This window comes from Magnetospirillum gryphiswaldense MSR-1 v2 (assembly GCF_000513295.1).
In the GTDB taxonomy this organism is placed as follows: domain Bacteria; phylum Pseudomonadota; class Alphaproteobacteria; order Rhodospirillales; family Magnetospirillaceae; genus Magnetospirillum; species Magnetospirillum gryphiswaldense.
This window is the reverse complement of record NC_023065.1, coordinates 3,213,677-3,231,399: the sequence shown is the minus strand read 5'-3', so window position 1 is coordinate 3,231,399 and position 17,723 is coordinate 3,213,677. Positions and strand designations below refer to the sequence as shown.

The following is a 17,723-nucleotide window of genomic DNA, read 5'->3' as shown; positions in this document are numbered from 1 at the left end:
ACGGGTATGTTCACCAAGATTCTGATCGCCAATCGCGGCGAAATCGCCTGCCGCGTCATCAAGACCGCCCGCAAGATGGGCATCAAGACGGTGGCGGTGTATTCCGACGCCGACAAGGATGCGCTGCATGTGCAGATGGCCGACGAGGCCGTGCATCTGGGGCCGCCGCCTTCCGCCCAGTCTTACCTGCTGGCCGACAAGATCGTCGAAGCCTGCCTGAAGACCGGCGCCCAGGCGGTGCATCCGGGCTACGGTTTCCTGTCGGAAAAGCGCGAGTTCCAGGAAGCTTTGGCCAAGGCCGGCATCACCTTCATCGGTCCCGATTCCCATGCCATTTTCTGCATGGGCGACAAGATCGAGTCGAAGAAGCTGGCCCGTCAGGCCGGCGTCAACACCGTGCCCGGCCACATGGACGTCATCCGGGACGCCGACCACGCGGTGGATATCGCCGGTCAGATCGGCTATCCGGTGATGATCAAGGCCTCCGCCGGCGGCGGCGGCAAGGGCATGCGTCTGGCCTGGAACGAAGCCGAAGCCCGCGAAGGCTTCGTCTCGGCCACCAACGAAGCCAAGTCGTCCTTCGCCGATGATCGCGTGTTCATCGAGAAGTTCATCGAACAGCCGCGTCACATCGAAATCCAGGTTCTGGCCGACAGCTTCGGCAACACCATCTATCTGGGCGAGCGTGAATGCTCGATCCAGCGCCGCCATCAGAAGGTGATCGAAGAGGCGCCGTCGCCCTTCCTGTCCCCGGAAATGCGCAAGGCCATGGGCGAGCAGGCCTGTGCCCTGGCTAAGTCGGTGCAGTACAAGTCGGCGGGTACGGTCGAGTTCATCGTCGGCGGCGCCACCGGCGAGTTCTACTTCCTGGAAATGAACACCCGTTTGCAGGTCGAGCATCCGGTCACCGAAATGGTCACCGGCCTCGATCTGGTCGAGCTGATGATCAAGGTGGCCGCCGGTGAAAAGCTGCCGCTGACCCAGGACGACGTCAAGTTGACCGGCTGGGCCATGGAAGCCCGCGTCTACGCCGAAGACCCGTTCCGCAACTTCCTGCCCTCCACCGGTCGCCTGACCCGTTATCAGCCGCCGGCGGAAAGCAATCAGGTGCGTGTGGATACCGGCGTCTACGAAGGCGGCGAGATCAGCATGTTCTACGATCCGATGATCGCCAAGCTGATCACCTATGGTCCGACCCGCGACGCCGCCATCAACCATATGCGCGACGCGCTGGACGCCTATTACATCCGTGGTCTGTCCCACAACATTCCGTTCCTGGCTTCGCTGATGAGCAAGGAACGCTTCGTCAAGGGCAACATCACCACCAACTTCATCGCCGAGGAATACGCCAACGGCTTCCACGCCAACGATCTGCCGGCCGATGATCCGACCGTGCTGATCGCCGTGGCCGCCAGCGTCAAGGCCGCCATCACCGCCCGCAACATCAAGGTGACCGGTCAGTTCCCCGGCCACGAGATGAAGGTGCCGGTGGAATGGACCGTGGTCCTGAACGGTGAATACCATGACGTCGAAACCCGTCCGGCCGAAGGCGGCTTCGCCGTGGTCATCGGCGGCGAGGCGGTCAGCGTCAAGACCGACTGGCAGATCGGCCAGCCTTTGTTCCGGGGCAGCATCGAAGGCCGCAACGTCTGCGTCCAGGTGGACCGCGACGGCGTGTCCTATACCCTGGCCCATGCCGGCAGCCGGGTGAAGGCCCTGGTCCTGCCGCGTGCGGCGGCGGGCCTGAACAAGCTGATGCCGTTCAAGGCGCCGCCGGATATGTCCAAGTATCTGCTGTCGCCCATGCCCGGCCTGCTGCGCGCGGTCGAGGTCAAGGAAGGGCAGGAAGTGAAGGCGGGCGAAGCCCTGGCCGTGGTCGAAGCCATGAAGATGGAAAACATCCTGAAGGCGGAACGCGACGGCACCATCGGCAAGATTCACGCCCAAGCGGGTGAATCGCTGGCGGTGGACCAGAAGATCATCGAATTCGCCTGATCATCGGCGGATCAAAGACGAAAAGACCCCGGGGCCGGCGACGACCCCGGGGTTTTTGTTTCAACCGGCACTGATTCTTGGCCCCAGCCGGGTCCAGGCTTTTTCGTGGAAGTGGCCGGCGACGACATTGCAGATCGGTTCGATCAAGGCGATGGCGCCGCCCAAGACCAGCGAACCGGTGATCGCATAGGTGACGGCCACGGCGACGACCAGATGCACACCCAATTGGCTGGTCATCTTCAGCATCTTGATCATGGCGTCCTCCTGTTCCGGCACTTCACGGCTTGGATCATAGGCAGGGAATACTCATCGGTGAAATGGATTAAAATTTCAAATTAATCGACAAAAACGATTAAAGCTGATCTTGGAACTATTCCAATTAGCCTCCGTCAGCCTTGAATAATTCCATGTTACGGTCGTACCATCAGGCCATGTCCTAAGGGGTAGGGACATCCCCAAAAGTGGGAGGTTTTGATCAATGCTTGTCCGCCATCAAGCACCGGAACATGAAACCCTGCGCGAGGCCGGCATTCGCCCGACCACGCCCAGGATCACCATTTTGCGCGCCATCGAGCAAGGCGGCCATCGCCACCTGACACCGGAATCCTTTCATCAGGAACTGGCCGATCAGGGGCATGAATTCTCTCTGGCCACCGTCTACAACACGCTCAATCACTTCGCCGAGGCTGATCTGTTGCGGCGGGTGGGCTGTGGCGACCGTCACTATTTCTGTACCAATACGCGCGAGCATCATCATTTTTACGATGCCCGCACCGGTCGGATCGAGGACATCCCCGACCCGCAGCCGGTGATCGCCGGTCTGCCGGAACCACCGCCGGGGATGATGATCGAAGCGGTGGAAGTGGTGATCCGCCTGCGGCGTCTGCCGCACGGGTAAGGATATGGGGCGCGTTGGCGGAAGCGGTTCGGATCATCTCCGCTCCGTTTCCTTACCGCGCCCCGTCCTTGGCCCGGCCTTGCAGATAGGTCAGCAGCAAACCGGCTTCGGCCTCGGTCAGCGGGGTCAGGCGTTTCATGGAATTGATGTGGCCGATCCAGTCATCGGCGCCATAGCCAGCGGCGGGCTTTTGCGCGTGGCATAAGGTGCAATTGTCCTTGGCCATGCGCTCGGCGTAATCCCAAAGCGGTGCGGTCTCGCGCAGGAATGCGCCCATGGGCACCCAGGCCAGCAAGCGTGTCTCGGTCCAAACCTGGCCGCTCTCGGCATCCTCGACGCTGCCCAGGATTTGCCGGCGGGGCAATGCCGTCTCGCTCAGGCTGGCCAGGGTGATGCGCTTGCCCTGACGGGCGTAAAGCAATGCTGTCGTTCCCTCGCGCTGCCAACCGGTGATCTCGATACGGGCGAAATCGCCCTCTACCGTCAGCACGCGGACAAGGTGGCCTGCCGCCAGTTCACCTTCGGCCTCTGATTCGGGGCTGGGGCGCAGGGGCAGGTTGTCCAGGGCGACGACATGATCGCCGGGGCTGGGGCGGATGATCGCGGCCTCCGCCTTCAAGTCCGCCAACAGGCGGCGGTGGGTGGCGGTGACGTCGGGCATTTTATGGGCGACGGCCTTGTGGCAGTCGATGCAGGTCTTGCCGTCCTTGGCGGCGTCGCGCATGGCGCGGGATGCCCTGATGGATTGCTTGTGGAAGGCCATGGCCTCGAAGGAATGGCAATTGCGGCACTCGCGTGAGTCGTTGGCGCGCATGCGCTCCCATTCGCGCCGCGCCAGGGTATGGCGCTTGGCCTCGAACTTTTCCGCCGTGTCGATGGAACCGGCGGCCCAATGGAACAACTCGCCGCTGGCCTGGATCTTGCGGATCAGCTTGTGCGACCAATCGCGCGGCACGTGGCAATCGGGGCAGGTGGCGCGCACCCCGGACGGATTCTGGAAATGGGGGGATTGCTGGTATTCCACATAGACGGTGTCGCGCATCTCGTGGCACGAGATGCAAAACGCCATGGAATTGGTGGCTTCCAGCGCGGTGTTGAAGCCGCCCCAGCCGATCACTCCCGCCACCATGCCGGCCAAGCCGATCAATACCCATTTCTTCACGGCATCGCCCCTCTTGGCAAACGATGGGCCGGACGACATCGCTGTCGCCCGGCCCCTTGGTTCATCCGCTCTCGCTTAGAGCATTTTCACATCGAGCGTCCATATCCGTCGTGGGCGAAGAAATTGGCGCATTCCTCGGGCGGAAACAGGTCGATGAGTTTTCCGATCACGTCCCATAAGGTGTTGATGGTGCGGGCTTGCGCCTTTCGCAGCAGGCTCTTGAGCTTGGCGAAGGCGAGCTCGATGGGATTGAGGTCTGGGGAGTAGGGCGGCAGATACCGCAGGGTGGCCCCTCGGGCTTCGATGAGTTGCTTGACCCCTGCCACCTTGTGGGCGGGCAGATTGTCCATTACGACGATGTCGCCGGGCCGCAAGGTCGGAGCCAGGACCTGCTCGACATAGGCCAGGAAGATCGCGCCATTCATCGCCTTGTCGATGACGAAGGGGGCGGAGATTCCGTCATGCCGGAGCGCCCCGACGAAGGTGGTCATTTTCCAATGACCGTGCGGCACCGCAGCCAGCAGCCGCTGACCGCGCGGCGCCCGTCCGTAGCGCCGGGTCATGTTGGTCGATGCCCCGGTTTCATCAAGGAAGACCAAGCGGGTTGGGTCCAGCGCCGGCTGCTCGGCTCGCCAGGCGATGCGTCCTTCGGCTACGTCGGGACGTTCCTGCTCGGCAGCATGCGCACTCTTTTTTTCAGACTGAGGTCGAGCCGCTCAAGCGTGTTCCACAGGCCGCCGACGCTGATCGACACGCCCAATTCGGCCAGAACCCAGGCGCGCAACTCAGCCAGCGTGGCATCGGGCTCGACCTTGATCTGCGCCTGCAACGCCTCAAGGTGAGCCGCCAGCTTCTGTCCTGGCCGCCCAGGCCGTGGCTTCACCGTCGTCTCGCCGGTGGCCCGGCGGCGGCCTTGGGCCTTGTAGATGTACGAAACGCTCACCCGGAACAGCGGCGCCACCTCGTAGGCGCTCATGCCGCTGTCCACAGCCGCCAAAACTCTATCGCGCAAGTCCTGAGAATAGGACTGCCCTGAGCGCCACGTCATCGCATCATCCTCGGGAGCGTTGTTACCGAAGATGTTGAATCACAAAATGACCTCAGGGGGAATCCTCTACCGATTCCGCTCGGCGTGAAACCGCTCTAGTCGAAGGGCTTCGGCTGCGGGGTCGAATCGGTGGACGGCGGCAGGATCGGCAGCTTGAAGTCGGGCTGGTCGCCGGTCAGCGACTTCAGGAAGGCGACGATCTTGTCGTTTTCTTCCGTGCTGAACTTCTTGCCCAACTGGATGCGGCCCATGGTGTCGACGGCGCTGGCCAAGGTGGCGGCTTCGCCGTCGTGGAAGTAGGGATAGGTCATCTCGACGTTACGCAATGTCGGCACCTTGAAGTAGAAGCGATCGGCTTCGTCCTTGGTGACGGCGACGCGGCCTTCCGCCGGGCTGCTGGCCTTGTAGGGTTCGACCACGCCCATCTTCTGATAGGTGTTGCCGCCGGCGGCGGCGCCGTTATGGCAGGCGGTGCAGCCCGAATCCTTGAACAACTCGTAGCCGGCCAGTTCCTGGGCGGTCAAAGCCTTCTTGTCGCCCTTGAGCCACTTGTCGAAGCGGGAATTGGGGGTGACCAGGGTTTCCTCGAAGGCGGCGATGGCCTTGGTCACGCCGTCGACGCTGACCTTGTCGGAGCCGAACACCTTCTTGTACTCAGCCACATAGGCCGGGATCGATTGCAGCACCGACAGCGCCAGGGTGTGGGTCGAAGCCATCTCGCCCGGATTGGCGATGGGGCCGCCGGCCTGGTCTTGCAGGGTCAGGGCGCGACCATCCCAGAACTGGGCCAGATTGAGGCTGGAATTGAGCACGGTCGGGGCGTTGATCGGACCTTTCTGCCAGTTATGGCCGATGGAAGTCTTCAGATTGTCGGTGCCGCCCATGGACAGGTTGTGGCACGAATTGCACGAGATGAAGCCCGACTTGGACAGGCGCGGATCGAAAAACAGCTTCTTGCCCAGTTCGACCATGGCCGGATTGGCGATCTTGGCCGGCTGGATCGGCGAGATCGGCTCGTCGGCGGCGAAGGCGGCGGTAGCCGACAGGGTGATTGCGGTGGCAATCAGAATCAGAGAGCGCATGGGATTTCCCCCTAAGGAACTTGCGTTTTCAACGTCAAGATCATGCGCTGGCTTAATTATCCTTCACAAATGGACACGTTCTAAAAGGCCATCCAAATCAATGCTGAATCAATGTTTTACAGTGATTTAGCCAATTTAGAATAATGCCAAATCAGCTGTTCTGCTTTTTGGCCCGCAAGCGGTCCCAGTATTCCAGGCGCTTGCGCACCTCGCGCTCGAAGCCGCGTTCCGGCGGATCGTAGAAGCGCTGGCGGGCCATGCCGTCGGGGAAGTAGTTCTGGCCGGAAAAGCCGTCGGCCTGATCGTGGTCGTATTGATAATCCTTGCCGTAGCCCAGATCCTTCATCATCCGCGTCGGCGCGTTCAGGATATGCATGGGCGGCATCAGGCTGCCGGTCTGTTTGGCCGCTTTGCGTGCCGCCTTATAGGCGGTGTAGGCGGCATTGGATTTGGGCGCGGTACCCAGATAGACCACCAATTGGGCGATGGCCAATTCGCCTTCCGGGCTGCCCAGGCGCTCGAAGATGTCCCAGGCGGCCAGAGCCTGCACCGCCGCGTTGGGATCGGCCAGACCGATATCCTCGACGGCGAAGCGGGTCAGGCGGCGACAGATATAGGCCGGGTCCTCGCCGCCCTCCAGCATGCGGGCCATCCAATAAAGCGCCGCGTCGGTGTCGGAGCCGCGCAGGGATTTATGCAGGGCGCTGATCAGGTTGTAATGGCCCTCGCGGTCCTTGTCATAGGCCGGTGCGCGCTGCTGCACCACCTTGGCCAATTGGGCGGAATCCAGCGCCGGCTCGGAGGGCAGGATGGACAACGCCTCGATCAGGTTGAGGAAATAACGGCCATCGCCGTCGGCCATGGCCTTTAGCGCCGCCCGCGAATCCTCGGCCAGCGGCAGGGGGCGGCCCAATTCCGCCTCGGCTCGGGTGATCAGGGCGTCGAGGGCGTCGTCGTCCAGGCGTTTCAACACCAGCACTTGGGCACGCGACAGCAAGGCGCCGTTCAGCTCGAAACTCGGGTTTTCGGTGGTGGCGCCGACCAGCACCACCGTGCCGTTCTCGACGAAGGGGAGAAAGCCGTCCTGCTGGGCGCGGTTGAAGCGGTGGATCTCATCCACGAACAACAGCGTGCCGCGCCCGGCTTCCTTGCGTTTGCCGGCGGCGTCGAACACCTTGCGCAGATCGGCGACGCCGGAAAATACCGCACTCAGCGGCTCGAAATGCAGATCGGTGCGGTCGGCCAGCAGGCGGGCGATGGTGGTCTTGCCGCAGCCCGGCGGCCCCCACAGGATGATGCTGGTCAGCCGTCCGGCGGCCAGCATGCGGCCCAAAGGCCCGCTGGGGCCGATCAGATGATCCTGACCGACCACCTGATCCAGACTGGCCGGTCGCAGCCGGTCGGCCAGCGGGCGATCCTGCGGGCGCTCGAACAGGCTGGTCACCCGCCCACCTGCAGGCTCAGTTTCTCGCCGTCGCGTTCCACCATGATGGCCCAGCCCGGCGCTTCCCGCGTCAGCACCCGGCGGGCATCGGTGACGCTGGCGATGGCCTGGTCGTTGATGCGCAGGATGATATCGCCGGGTTCGATGCGCAGGCGGTGGGCGATGGAACCGCGCTTGATCTTCAGCACCACCACGCCGATGGCGGCGCTTTCCAGCCCCAGTTCCTCGGCCAGGGCCGGATTGAGGTTGGCGATGACCGAGCCGGTGAAGGGATTGGCGCCGCCCACTTCGGTCACCTCGCGCGCCGGGCTTTCCGGCGGCGCGATCAGGCGCACGTTCAGCACCCGCTGTGCGCCGTCGCGCAGTACGGTCAGGTGGGCGTCGGCCCCCGGCCCCAAGGTGGCGAGACGGAAGCGCATGCCCTCGGGGTCGTCGACCTCGTGCTCGTTGATGGAGACCACCACGTCGCCGGGCCGCAGGCCGGCGCGGGCGGCGGGGCCGTCCTTGTGGATGTTGTTGATGAGAATGCCGACCGGGCGGCTGAGGCTGAGCGCCTGGGCCAGTTCGCTGGTCACCGCCTGACCCGAGGCCCCCAGCCACGGCCGCACCACCTTGCCGGTTTCCTTGATGCTGGCCAGCACCGTGCGCACCAAAGAGGTGGGGATGGCGAAACCGATACCGTTGGAGCCGCCGCCTTTGGAGAAGATGGCGGAATTGATGCCGATCAGCTTGCCGTCCATGGACACCAGGGCACCGCCGGAATTGCCGGGATTGATGGCGGCGTCGGTCTGGATGAACGAGCGGTAATCGGTGATGCCCACATTGGTGCGGGCCAGGGCCGAGACGATGCCGCTGGTCACCGTCTGGCCGACGCCGAAGGGGTTGCCGATGGCGATGACCAGATCGCCCACTTCCAGGGCGTCGGAATTGCCCATGGGCAGCACCGGCAGCGCATCCTTGCCCGGGTCGATCTTGAGTACGGCCAGGTCGCTGCGTTCGTCCGAGCCCAGCAGCTTGGCCTCGAACTCGCGGCGGTCGGCCAGCACCACGGTGACTTCGTCGGCGCCCTTGACCACGTGGTGATTGGTGATCACCGTGCCGTCCGGGGTGACGATGACGCCCGAGCCCAGGCTGTTTTGCACCCGTTCCTGCGGCATGCCCTGGGGTAATTGGTCACCGAAGAAGCGGCGGAAGAACGGGTCGTTCAACAAGGGCGAGGTGGCGGTGCGCACCACCCGTTTGGTGTAGATATTGACCACCGCCGGCGCCGTCTGCTTGACCACCGGGGAAAAGGATTGCTGGATTTGCGGGCGCGAGGTGGGCACCGCCTGTCCCCAGGCGGGCAGCGCGGCCACAAGCGCAAGGGCGGCAAACAAGGACGATAGACGCAAGGCGGGCATGGGAAATTCCACGAAAGACGAAACGCCTTAATAGTATGGGGGGATTAGCGCGGGGATCAATCCAGCCGTGCCAGTAATTCACGGCCCATGGCGCCGCCGTCACCGGTCAGGCCATGATCGACCACGCTTTCCATGGCGTCCAGCAAGGCGATGATGTGGTCGGGGGGCGGCGCTTTATCGGTCAGCATGCGGCATAGATGCTGGCTGATCCGGCTGATCAACGGATAGCCGAAGGTGGTGGCCTGGCCCTTGATATCGTGGAGAATGGTGTAAAGCCGGTCAGGATCGAGGGACGGGGTCAGACAGGCGCGGGCGGCGGCAAGATCGGCCCGCAGCCAGCGGGGATAATCCTGGCTCAGGCTTTCCAAGGCGGCCTCGGCCCGGGCCAGGGCCTCGCAATCCAAGCCATCGGGCAAGGCGTCGCCGCCGGCCATCGCCTTACTCGGCCGCCGACCGGGTGCCGCCAAGCGGCTTGCGCCGATGGCTTTCCTCGATCAGGGCGCCGGCGCGCTGAATGATTTCGATGGCGGAAATGGGGGTCGGGACCATGTCGCTGATCCCCGCTTCCCAGGCCAGTTCCAGCATGGCATGGTGGCTGCTGGGGCTGATCCCCAGAACCGAGGTGTCCGCATGACCGAATTCGCCCCGGCGCAGGCGGTGGGCGAACAACAGCGCCTCGGTGGAATCGCCGCCCAGGTCGATGACGATCAGATTGGGTAAATTCTTCAGAACCAAGGGGATGGCCTGCACGGTGGAGCGGGCCTCCTCGCACGACTTCACCCCCAGGGCGGCCATCAGCGTGATGATCAGGCGGCGCATGTGGGCGCTGGGATGGATCACCAGTACACGGGCCTTGCTGCCGTCCACCCTTAACATCCGAGGCATCGCCCTTTACAGTGGGGTTGCTGGTCACGTGCGCGGCTGTTTATAAGCCGCTCAACGGAATATACAGACTTTACCCGATGTGCGCAACTAAGCGTCGAGAGCCTATCTTTTCGGTATAGTTGAACAATATTTCTTAAAGGCGCCATGCCGGCGTCGGTCGGAGGGCGTGATTGCATGTTCAAGCGATTGGTTTCTTTTGGTGCTGCGGCAATCGCTGCCCTGACCTCGGCCTGCGAGGACGGCCCGGCCACCATTCCCGGCGGCTGGCGCAGCGCGGCGGTGTGGAGCACCATGGTCCATGCCAGTGCCCAGGGCCCATTGTGGCTGGACGTGCATGGCCAACCCTTTGGCGGTGATGGCGATTTCAAGGACAAGGTGGCGGCGGCCATGACCAATCAACTGGTCGGTCGGCAACTGGCCTTCACCGCCCGGCGCGATCAGGCCGACAAGCCCGAGTTTCGCGTCGTGCTGGCCTTCAATGCTCCGGCCAATGCCGATCCGCGTGATTTGTGTGCCGGTCAGATCGCCACCGCTGCCCAGGCTGGTGACAAGGTGACGGCGGTAGCGGCGTTTTGCGACAAATCCGGGCTGTTGTCGTCGGTGCAGGGCTGGGTGGCCAAGGTCGAGGGCGTCGACGACCCCCGATTCCGCCGTCTGCTCGGGCAGTTGACCCGTGATCTTTTCGGCTCGCCCTGATCACGATTGCGGCGCGACAATTACGCCTTCCGGCGCAGGAAGTCATGCGAAGGTATGGCTAAAGGGGGAGTGCGGAAATCAGCACCGAGATGCCGTAAAATCGGTGTGGACCGGTATTTTCTTGATCATCATCAAGTCGGTGCGGTGTTTATTTCTTTCGCACCACCAAGCGATGCGGGCCATCGGTGGCCGCGCCGTCTTCGGCTTGAATGCTGACGATTTCGTGTCCTAGTTCTGCCAGGGATCGGGGAACATTGATCAAAGGTTCCATCCCTTTCAGGCGAATTTCCGCCAGCTGTCCGGGGGACATTTTCTCGATCAGCAATTTGGCGCGGACGAAGGTCATGGGGCAGACGTCGGCAGTTATGTCAAGGCTGTAGTTGTTTTGTTCAGTCATGCGTTTTCCGCCACTTGGGTTGCTGGTAATGGTTATTGCGGTGAAAAGAAGAAAGAACTATATAAGCGACACTCGTCTTAACCGGAGGCATGCTCTTAAATGTCGGAGCGTTCTAACACCAGCGACCTGTTGTCCCTGACCACCGAAATCGTGGCCGCGCATGTCGCCAACAATTCCGTCGCCGTCGCCGATCTGCCGCAGCTGATCAATGAAGTCTACCGCACTCTGGCTTCCGTTGGCAGCGCCCCCTCGGCGCCCGAGCGTCCGCAGCCGGCGGTGGCGGTGAAGAAGTCGGTCAATCCCGATTACATCATCTGCCTGGAAGACGGCAAGAAGCTGAAGATGCTGAAGCGGCACCTGAAGACCGCTTACAACATGAGTCCGGAAGAATACCGCGATCGCTGGGGTCTGCCGGCCGATTATCCCATGGTCGCCCCCAACTATGCCGCGCATCGCTCGTCGCTGGCCAAGAAGATCGGCCTGGGCACCAAGCCGCGCAAGCGTCCGGTTCGCCGCGCCTGATCTTTTGCCGCGTCTGATCTCAACCATAAATTTTTTATGGGCGCCGCGGGCATTTCGCTTGCGGCGCCTTTGGTTTATGATCCCCGTCCGATAATCCTGACGAAGGGCCGCCATGGTTTCGCGTATTGAACAGCGTTGCATCGACAAGGGTATGAAGATGACCGACCAGCGTCGGGTCATCGCCCAGGTGCTGTCCGATTCCGCCGATCACCCGGACGTGGAAGAGGTGTACCGCCGCGCCACCGCCAAGGACCCGCGCATTTCCATCGCCACCGTTTATCGCACCGTCCGCCTGTTCGAGGAGGAGAGTATCCTTGAACGCCATGATTTCGGCGATGGCCGCGCCCGCTATGAAGAGGCGCCGAGCGAACATCACGATCACCTGATCGATGTCAACTCGGCCCGGGTGATCGAGTTCACCAGCCCCGAGATCGAGGCGCTGCAGCGGGAAATCGCCCGCAAGCACGGCTTTCGTCTGGTTGGGCATCGGTTGGAATTGTACGGAGTTCCGTTGACTTCCGGCGGTGATTCCGACGACAAATAGCCAAGGAACGCTTGGGGCTTTTCCTTGGCGCCATTTAATCAGGCGAGGATACATGAGTTCGCTGGAGAACGAGGTCGAGGCGGCTGGATCGCGCCTTGAGGTTCGGTTGGCCGCCAACGAAGAGGAAATCCTGGCGGCCCAGGCGCTGCGCTATCGCGTATTCTACGAGGAAATGGGGGCCAAGCCGACGCCGGAAATGGCGGCGCGGCACTCGGATTTCGATCCCTTCGACGCCATCTGCGACCATCTTCTGGTGCTGGACCCGGCGCGCGGTGCCGGCGGCAAGGCGGTTGTCGGCACCTATCGCCTGATCCGACGCGAGGTGGGCGAGGCCCATGGCAAGTTCTATACCGCCAGTGAATACGATATTTCCAAAATCCTGGCCAAGGGCGGCAAGTTCATGGAACTGGGCCGGTCCTGCGTCGATAAGGATTATCGCACCGGCGCCACCATGCAGGTCATGTGGTCGGGCATCGCCAATTATGTCTGGGATCGCGGTATCGAACTGATGTTCGGCTGCGCTTCGCTGCCCGGCACCGACCCGGCGGCATTGTCGACCCAATTGTCCTATCTGTATCACTACCATCTGGCCCCGGCGGAGATTTGTCCGCGCGCCCTTGATGCCCTGTATGTCGACATGAATCTGGTCGACAAGGACAGTCTCAACCCGCGCCGGTCGCTGGCCTCGTTGCCGCCCTTGATCAAGGGCTATCTGCGTCTGGGCGGCTTTGTCGGCGATGGCGCCGTCATCGACCACCAGTTCAACACCACCGATGTCTGCGTCATGGTCAAGACCGAACTGGTGACGGCCAAATACGCCAAGCATTATGATCGCACCCGCGATATTCCGGGCGGCCATTAACGGCCATGAGCAATCGCTTCGTCGCCATCATGCGCTTTATCGGTTTCGTCTCGTGGACCTTGCTGGCCATGGGGCCGTATCTGGTGTTGCTGGCTATCCGCCCATACGCCTGCATCCATTACGCCCGGCGCTATTTCCAGATCGTCGCCCGCATCTGCGGCTTCGTCGTCAAGACGCGGGGGCAGCCGCTGCAGGCGGCGGGGCCGGTTTTGTTCGTCAGCAACCACGCCAGCTATCTGGACATCATCATCCTGGGCAGCGTCATCAAGGCCAATTTCGTCGCCAAGGCGGAAGTGGCCAATTGGCCCGGTTTCGGCTTTCTCGCCAAGATCGCCCGGACGGTGTTCGTCGCCCGCAAACGTGGCGGCACGGCGGGTGAGCGCGACGCGCTGACCAACCGCCTGAAGGGCGGTGATTCGCTGATGCTGTTCCCCGAGGGCACCAGCAATGACGGCAACAATGTGCTGGCCTTCAAAAGTTCGCTGTTCGCGGTGGCGGAAATGACCGGCCCCGACGGCAAGCCGTTGCCGGTGCAGCCGGTGTCCATCGCTTATACTCGCCTGGACGGCATGCCGCTGTGCCGGGCGCTTCGGCCCTATTTCGCTTGGTATGGCGACATGACTTTGGTCGGCCATTTGCTTGATGCCCTGGGGCTGGGCCGGGTGCAGGTGGAGGTGGTGTTCCATCCGGTGGTCAGCCTGACCGATTTCGGCGACCGCAAGGCGCTGTCCAACCATTGCCACGATCTGGTGCGCCAGGGTGTGGTCAAGGCCTTGGCCGGGCGGCTGGATGCGCCGGTTCCGGTGGTTCATTGAAAGTTCAACCTGTGGATATATTGACTCCTGGGACGGCGATGTTAGCTTCTGGTCTTCGTGGAGGGCGGCTTCGGGCGCCCATTTCTGTCATTGGAAGCGCCGGCGGCGAAAGGGCCGCGGGCGAACGGCATTGACCAAGAAGCTTTTCGTCAAGACCTATGGCTGCCAGATGAACGTCTATGACTCGGCCCGCATGGCCGATGTCCTGGCGCCGCTGGGTTATGGCCCCGGTGATTCGCCCGAGGATGCCGATATGGTCATCCTCAACACCTGCCATATTCGTGAGAAGGCCTCGGAGAAGGTATTTTCCGAACTGGGCCGGCTGCGTCAGATCAAGACCGAGAAAGATGGCGGACTGATCATCGCCGTCGCCGGCTGCGTGGCGCAAGCCGAGGGCGAGGAAATCCTGCGCCGCGCTCCCTTCGTCGACATCGTGTTGGGGCCGCAAACCTATCACCGGTTGCCGGAGATGGTGGCGCAGGCGTCGCGCGCCGCCCTGGCCAACGGCAATGGCGGCGCCGTGCTGGATACCGAATTCCCCATCGAACCCAAGTTCGACCATCTGCCCGAGCCGCGCGCCGACGGCCCGGCGGCATTTCTGTCGGTGCAGGAAGGCTGCGACAAGTTCTGCACCTTCTGCGTCGTTCCCTATACTCGGGGCGGTGAATATTCGCGGCCCTCGCAGGCCATCTTGGACGAAGCGAAAAAGCTGGTGGACCAAGGCGTGGTGGAGATTACCCTGCTGGGCCAGAACGTCAATGCCTGGCATGGCGATGACGGCAAAAGCTTCGGCTGGCTGATCCGTCAATTGGCCAAGCTGGACGGGCTGGAGCGCATCCGCTTCACCACCTCGCATCCGCGCGACATGGACGACGATCTGATCGACGCCCATGGCGAGGTGAAAAAGCTGATGCCGTTCCTGCATCTGCCGGTCCAGGCTGGGTCCAACCGTATGTTGGAGGCCATGAACCGTCGCCACGACCGTGATTTCTATTTCGGTCTGGTCGACAAGCTGCGCGCCGCCCGGCCCGATCTGGCGCTGTCGTCGGATTTCATCGTCGGTTTCCCCGGCGAGACCGATGCCGATTTCGCCGATACCTTGGACCTGGTCCGCCGGGTCGGCTTCGTCAACACCTATTCGTTCAAGTATTCGGCCCGTCCCGGCACCCCGGCGGCGATCATGCCCAATCAGGTGGACGAGGCGGTCAAGGAAGCGCGGCTGGCCCAGCTGATGGATTTGCTGCAAGAGCAGACCAACCATTTCAACCAGAACTGCCTGGGCATGGAAATGGCGGTGGTGTTGGACCGTCAGGGCAAGTATCCGGGCCAGTTGATCGGTCGCTCGCCCTATATGCAGCCGGTGCACGTGGACAATGTCGCCCATCTGGCCGGACACTTGGTCAATGTGCGGATCAGCGAGATTCACCCCCGTAGCCTGAAGGGTGAAATCATCGAGGCCGAAAGGATGCGCGCGTGACCGACATCTCGCCCCGGCAAACCATCCTGCTGCGCGAGTACCACAACAACGCCCTGTCGCAAGTGCTGTTCGGTCCGCACAACGTCAATCTGGACCGGATCGAACGGTTGCTGGGGGTGGCCTTGAACGCGCGCGGCAATGCCGTCAGCATTTCCGGTACACCGGAATCGGCGGCCGAGGCCGCCCGGGTGCTGGATGATCTCTATGCCTTGGCCGGGCGGCAGGGCCATCTGGAAACCGCCGACGTGGATGCCGCCACCCGCATGAACGAGCCGCGCGCCGATGCCGACGAATTGGTGTTGCGCACGCGCAAGCGCCACATCGCCCCGCGCACGCCGACCCAGGCGGATTATTTGAAGGCACTGAACGAAGACCCGTTGGTGTTCGGGCTGGGGCCGGCGGGCACCGGCAAGACCTATCTGGCGGTGGCCAAGGCGGTGGCCTTAATGCTGGCCGGCGAGGTCGACCGCATCATCCTGTCGCGTCCGGCGGTGGAAGCGGGTGAGCGCCTGGGTTTTCTGCCCGGCGATCTGAAGGAAAAGGTCGACCCCTACCTGCGGCCGCTCTATGACGCCCTGCACGACATGCTGCCCGGCGATCAGGTGATGAAGAAGCTGAGTGCCGGCGAGATCGAGGTCGCCCCCCTGGCCTTCATGCGCGGGCGCACCTTGGCCAATTCCTTCATCATCCTGGACGAGGCACAGAACACCACGCCCATGCAGATGAAGATGTTTTTGACCCGTCTGGGCGAACATTCGCGCATGGTCATCACCGGCGATCTGTCGCAGACCGATTTGCCGCCGGGCGCGCGCTCGGGTCTGGCCGATGCGCTTGAGACCCTGGACGGGGTCAAGGGCGTGTCCTTCGTCACCTTCACCGACCGCGACGTCGTCCGCCACGATCTGGTCACCCGTATCGTCCGCGCCTATGACCGGGTCGAGCGGGCCCGCAAGCAAGCCAAGGGAGAACCCGTTTAATGAGCGCCGAAATCGACGTCGCCATATCCATCGAGGACGAGGCCTGGACCCAGGCCCTGCCGGGGGCCGAGGAATTGTGCCGGACCATGGTGCTGGCGACATTGCAGGCGGCGGGTGGCGATTTTGACGGACCGGCGGTGGAAGTCAGCGTGGTTCTGACCAGCGACACCGCCGTGCACGCGCTCAACCGCGACTGGCGCGGCCAGGACAAGCCCACCAACGTGCTGTCCTTCGCTGGCCTTGACGACGACGAGGCGCCGGTGGTGGTGGGCGCCCCCATCCTGCTGGGCGACGTCATTATGGCCTTTGGCGTGTGCGCGCAGGAAGCGCGCGAGCAAGGCAAGACCCTGGCCCATCACGCCGCCCATCTGGTGGTGCACGGCACGCTTCATCTGCTGGGCTGGGACCACGAAGAGGACGAGGCGGAAGCCGAGGAAATGGAGCGGCTGGAGGCGGTTATTCTGTCCGGCTTCGGCATCGCCGATCCGTATGCGGAGGGAGAGGGTCAGGGATCATGAGCGAACCCCATAGTCGCCCGCCCCGTGATAACGGGGCAAACGTGAAGGTGTCCCGTGATAACGGGGCAAATGTGAAAGTGTCCCGCGATGGCGGGATGGGCGTGAAAAATCCGCCCGAGACCGGCGGTGCTGCCGGCGACGATTCGCTGGTGGCCATGGTGCGTGGTTGGGTTCGGGCGCTGCGCCGGGCCAAGGGTGGCGAATCCGTGCGCGAGGCGCTGGAAGACCTGATCGACGACCGCGACGATACCGGCATCCCCATCGACGACCATGAACGCATCCTGCTGGGCAACATCCTGCATCTGCGCGATGTCACCGCCTATGACGTCATGGTGCCGCGGGCCGATATCCAAGGTGTCGAGGACGGCACCACTCTGGATGACCTGATCGACCTGTTCATCCGCTGCGGCCATTCGCGCTTGCCGGTGCATCGCGGCACCTTGGACGACATCATCGGCATGGTCCACATCAAGGACGTGTTGGCCGCCACCCGATCCGACCAATCCTTTCATCTGCCGCACATCATGCGCCGGGTGCTGTTCGTGTCGCCAGCCATGCGGGTGCCCGACATGTTGCTGGAAATGCGCCTCAAGCGCACGCATATGGCCTTGGTGGTGGACGAATACGGTGGCATCGACGGCTTGGTCACCACCGAGGATCTGGTGGAACAGATCGTCGGCGAGATCGAGGACGAGCACGACGAGCACGACGACCCGGTGATGAGCATCGCCGCCGACGGCACCATCGAGGCCGATGCGCGGGCCTCCATCGAGGAATTCGAGGCCGCCTTGGGGGCTGTGCTGACCGATGAGGAGCGCGACGAAGTCGACACCCTGGGCGGATTGGTGTTCTTCATCGCTGGGCGCATTCCGTCGCGCGGCGAGTTGATCGTGCATTCCTCGGGGCTGGAATTCGAGGTGGTCGATGCCGACCCCCGCCGCATCAAGTGGCTGCGGGTGCGGCGTCTGCTGCCCGTCGCCGACGACCAGTCGTGATGGCCG

The 17,723-nt window shown here is 62.9% G+C and carries 20 protein-coding genes; 11 read left to right on the top strand and 9 right to left on the bottom strand.

Annotated features, from left to right (window positions below):
* Positions 1-6 precede the first annotated feature (6 nt).
* Complete coding sequence (locus tag MGMSRV2_RS15525) at positions 7-1,995, top strand: acetyl-CoA carboxylase biotin carboxylase subunit (protein ID WP_024081307.1); 1,989 nt, start codon at positions 7-9, stop codon at positions 1,993-1,995.
* A 60-nt stretch (positions 1,996-2,055) separates the two neighbouring features.
* On the opposite strand, the gene MGMSRV2_RS15520 is transcribed toward MGMSRV2_RS15525, so the two are convergent.
* On the bottom strand, positions 2,056-2,250 hold the full coding sequence (locus MGMSRV2_RS15520) for a DUF2061 domain-containing protein (protein WP_024081306.1): 195 nt from the start codon (positions 2,248-2,250) through the stop codon (positions 2,056-2,058).
* Between the two features lie 223 nt (positions 2,251-2,473).
* Here MGMSRV2_RS15520 and MGMSRV2_RS15515 point away from each other — a divergent pair, with 223 nt between their 5' ends.
* On the top strand, positions 2,474-2,893 hold the full coding sequence (locus MGMSRV2_RS15515) for a Fur family transcriptional regulator (RefSeq protein ID WP_024081305.1): 420 nt from the start codon (positions 2,474-2,476) through the stop codon (positions 2,891-2,893).
* Between the two features lie 52 nt (positions 2,894-2,945).
* Here the strand turns inward: MGMSRV2_RS15515 and MGMSRV2_RS15510 are convergent, their stop codons facing one another.
* From MGMSRV2_RS15510 to MGMSRV2_RS15480, 7 genes are all read right to left on the bottom strand, one after another.
* Positions 2,946-4,055 carry a NapC/NirT family cytochrome c gene (locus MGMSRV2_RS15510; RefSeq protein WP_024081304.1) on the bottom strand — a complete coding sequence of 370 codons (1,110 nt, stop codon included), beginning with the start codon at positions 4,053-4,055 and terminating at the stop codon, positions 2,946-2,948.
* Between the two features lie 86 nt (positions 4,056-4,141).
* Positions 4,142-5,103 (bottom strand): IS630 family transposase gene (locus tag MGMSRV2_RS15505; RefSeq protein WP_144084247.1). Its coding sequence is split into 2 segments (ribosomal slippage): positions 4,142-4,755 and positions 4,755-5,103, totalling 963 coding nucleotides; the frame shifts between segments, so codons are not numbered across the junction.
* A gap of 95 nt (positions 5,104-5,198) precedes the next feature.
* On the bottom strand, positions 5,199-6,185 hold the full coding sequence (locus MGMSRV2_RS15500) for a cytochrome-c peroxidase (RefSeq protein WP_024081303.1): 987 nt from the start codon (positions 6,183-6,185) through the stop codon (positions 5,199-5,201).
* A 151-nt stretch (positions 6,186-6,336) separates the two neighbouring features.
* Positions 6,337-7,629 (bottom strand): replication-associated recombination protein A, encoded by a 1,293-nt coding sequence (locus MGMSRV2_RS15495; RefSeq protein WP_024081302.1) that lies wholly within the window; start codon positions 7,627-7,629, stop codon positions 6,337-6,339.
* Positions 7,626-9,029 (bottom strand): DegQ family serine endoprotease, encoded by a 1,404-nt coding sequence (locus MGMSRV2_RS15490; protein WP_024081301.1) that lies wholly within the window; start codon positions 9,027-9,029, stop codon positions 7,626-7,628. The genes MGMSRV2_RS15495 and MGMSRV2_RS15490 overlap by 4 nt, the downstream gene beginning before the upstream one ends.
* Positions 9,030-9,085: 56 nt before the next feature.
* Positions 9,086-9,463, bottom strand: a complete 378-nt coding sequence (locus tag MGMSRV2_RS15485; RefSeq protein ID WP_024081300.1) for a hypothetical protein — start codon at positions 9,461-9,463, stop codon at positions 9,086-9,088.
* A gap of 4 nt (positions 9,464-9,467) precedes the next feature.
* Positions 9,468-9,896, bottom strand: coding sequence for a PleD family two-component system response regulator (locus MGMSRV2_RS15480; protein WP_242410693.1), 429 nt, complete (start codon positions 9,894-9,896; stop codon positions 9,468-9,470).
* Between the two features lie 192 nt (positions 9,897-10,088).
* On the opposite strand from MGMSRV2_RS15480, the gene MGMSRV2_RS15475 reads away from it, so the two are divergent.
* Positions 10,089-10,610, top strand: a complete 522-nt coding sequence (locus MGMSRV2_RS15475; protein WP_024081298.1) for a hypothetical protein — start codon at positions 10,089-10,091, stop codon at positions 10,608-10,610.
* Between the two features lie 148 nt (positions 10,611-10,758).
* Here MGMSRV2_RS15475 and MGMSRV2_RS15470 read toward each other — a convergent pair whose 3' ends face one another.
* On the bottom strand, positions 10,759-11,007 hold the full coding sequence (locus tag MGMSRV2_RS15470) for a sulfurtransferase TusA family protein (protein ID WP_024081297.1): 249 nt from the start codon (positions 11,005-11,007) through the stop codon (positions 10,759-10,761).
* Between the two features lie 99 nt (positions 11,008-11,106).
* On the opposite strand from MGMSRV2_RS15470, the gene MGMSRV2_RS15465 reads away from it, so the two are divergent.
* The 8 genes from MGMSRV2_RS15465 (at position 11,107) to MGMSRV2_RS15430 (ending at position 17,717) form a co-directional block, all read left to right on the top strand.
* The gene (locus MGMSRV2_RS15465; protein WP_024081296.1) at positions 11,107-11,529 is read left to right on the top strand and encodes a Ros/MucR family transcriptional regulator; all 423 of its coding nucleotides are present in this window, start codon (positions 11,107-11,109) and stop codon (positions 11,527-11,529) included.
* A 112-nt stretch (positions 11,530-11,641) separates the two neighbouring features.
* Complete coding sequence (locus MGMSRV2_RS15460; protein WP_024081295.1) at positions 11,642-12,073, top strand: Fur family transcriptional regulator; 432 nt, start codon at positions 11,642-11,644, stop codon at positions 12,071-12,073.
* A gap of 52 nt (positions 12,074-12,125) precedes the next feature.
* Entirely contained in the window at positions 12,126-12,935 is an 810-nt protein-coding gene (locus tag MGMSRV2_RS15455; protein ID WP_024081294.1) for a GNAT family N-acetyltransferase, read from the top strand.
* Between the two features lie 5 nt (positions 12,936-12,940).
* Positions 12,941-13,750, top strand: a complete 810-nt coding sequence (locus tag MGMSRV2_RS15450) for a lysophospholipid acyltransferase family protein (RefSeq protein WP_024081293.1) — start codon at positions 12,941-12,943, stop codon at positions 13,748-13,750.
* Between the two features lie 130 nt (positions 13,751-13,880).
* A complete protein-coding gene (gene miaB, locus MGMSRV2_RS15445) occupies positions 13,881-15,227 on the top strand; it encodes a tRNA (N6-isopentenyl adenosine(37)-C2)-methylthiotransferase MiaB (RefSeq protein WP_024081292.1) in 1,347 nt (448 codons plus the stop codon).
* Positions 15,228-15,232: 5 nt separating this feature from the next.
* A complete protein-coding gene (locus tag MGMSRV2_RS15440; RefSeq protein WP_041634636.1) occupies positions 15,233-16,204 on the top strand; it encodes a PhoH family protein in 972 nt (323 codons plus the stop codon).
* Positions 16,204-16,722 carry an rRNA maturation RNase YbeY gene (ybeY, locus tag MGMSRV2_RS15435; RefSeq protein ID WP_024081290.1) on the top strand — a complete coding sequence of 173 codons (519 nt, stop codon included), beginning with the start codon at positions 16,204-16,206 and terminating at the stop codon, positions 16,720-16,722. The genes MGMSRV2_RS15440 and ybeY overlap by 1 nt, the downstream gene beginning before the upstream one ends.
* 95 nt (positions 16,723-16,817) lie before the next feature.
* Positions 16,818-17,717 carry a hemolysin family protein gene (locus MGMSRV2_RS15430; RefSeq protein ID WP_052589005.1) on the top strand — a complete coding sequence of 300 codons (900 nt, stop codon included), beginning with the start codon at positions 16,818-16,820 and terminating at the stop codon, positions 17,715-17,717.
* Positions 17,718-17,723 lie beyond the last annotated feature (6 nt).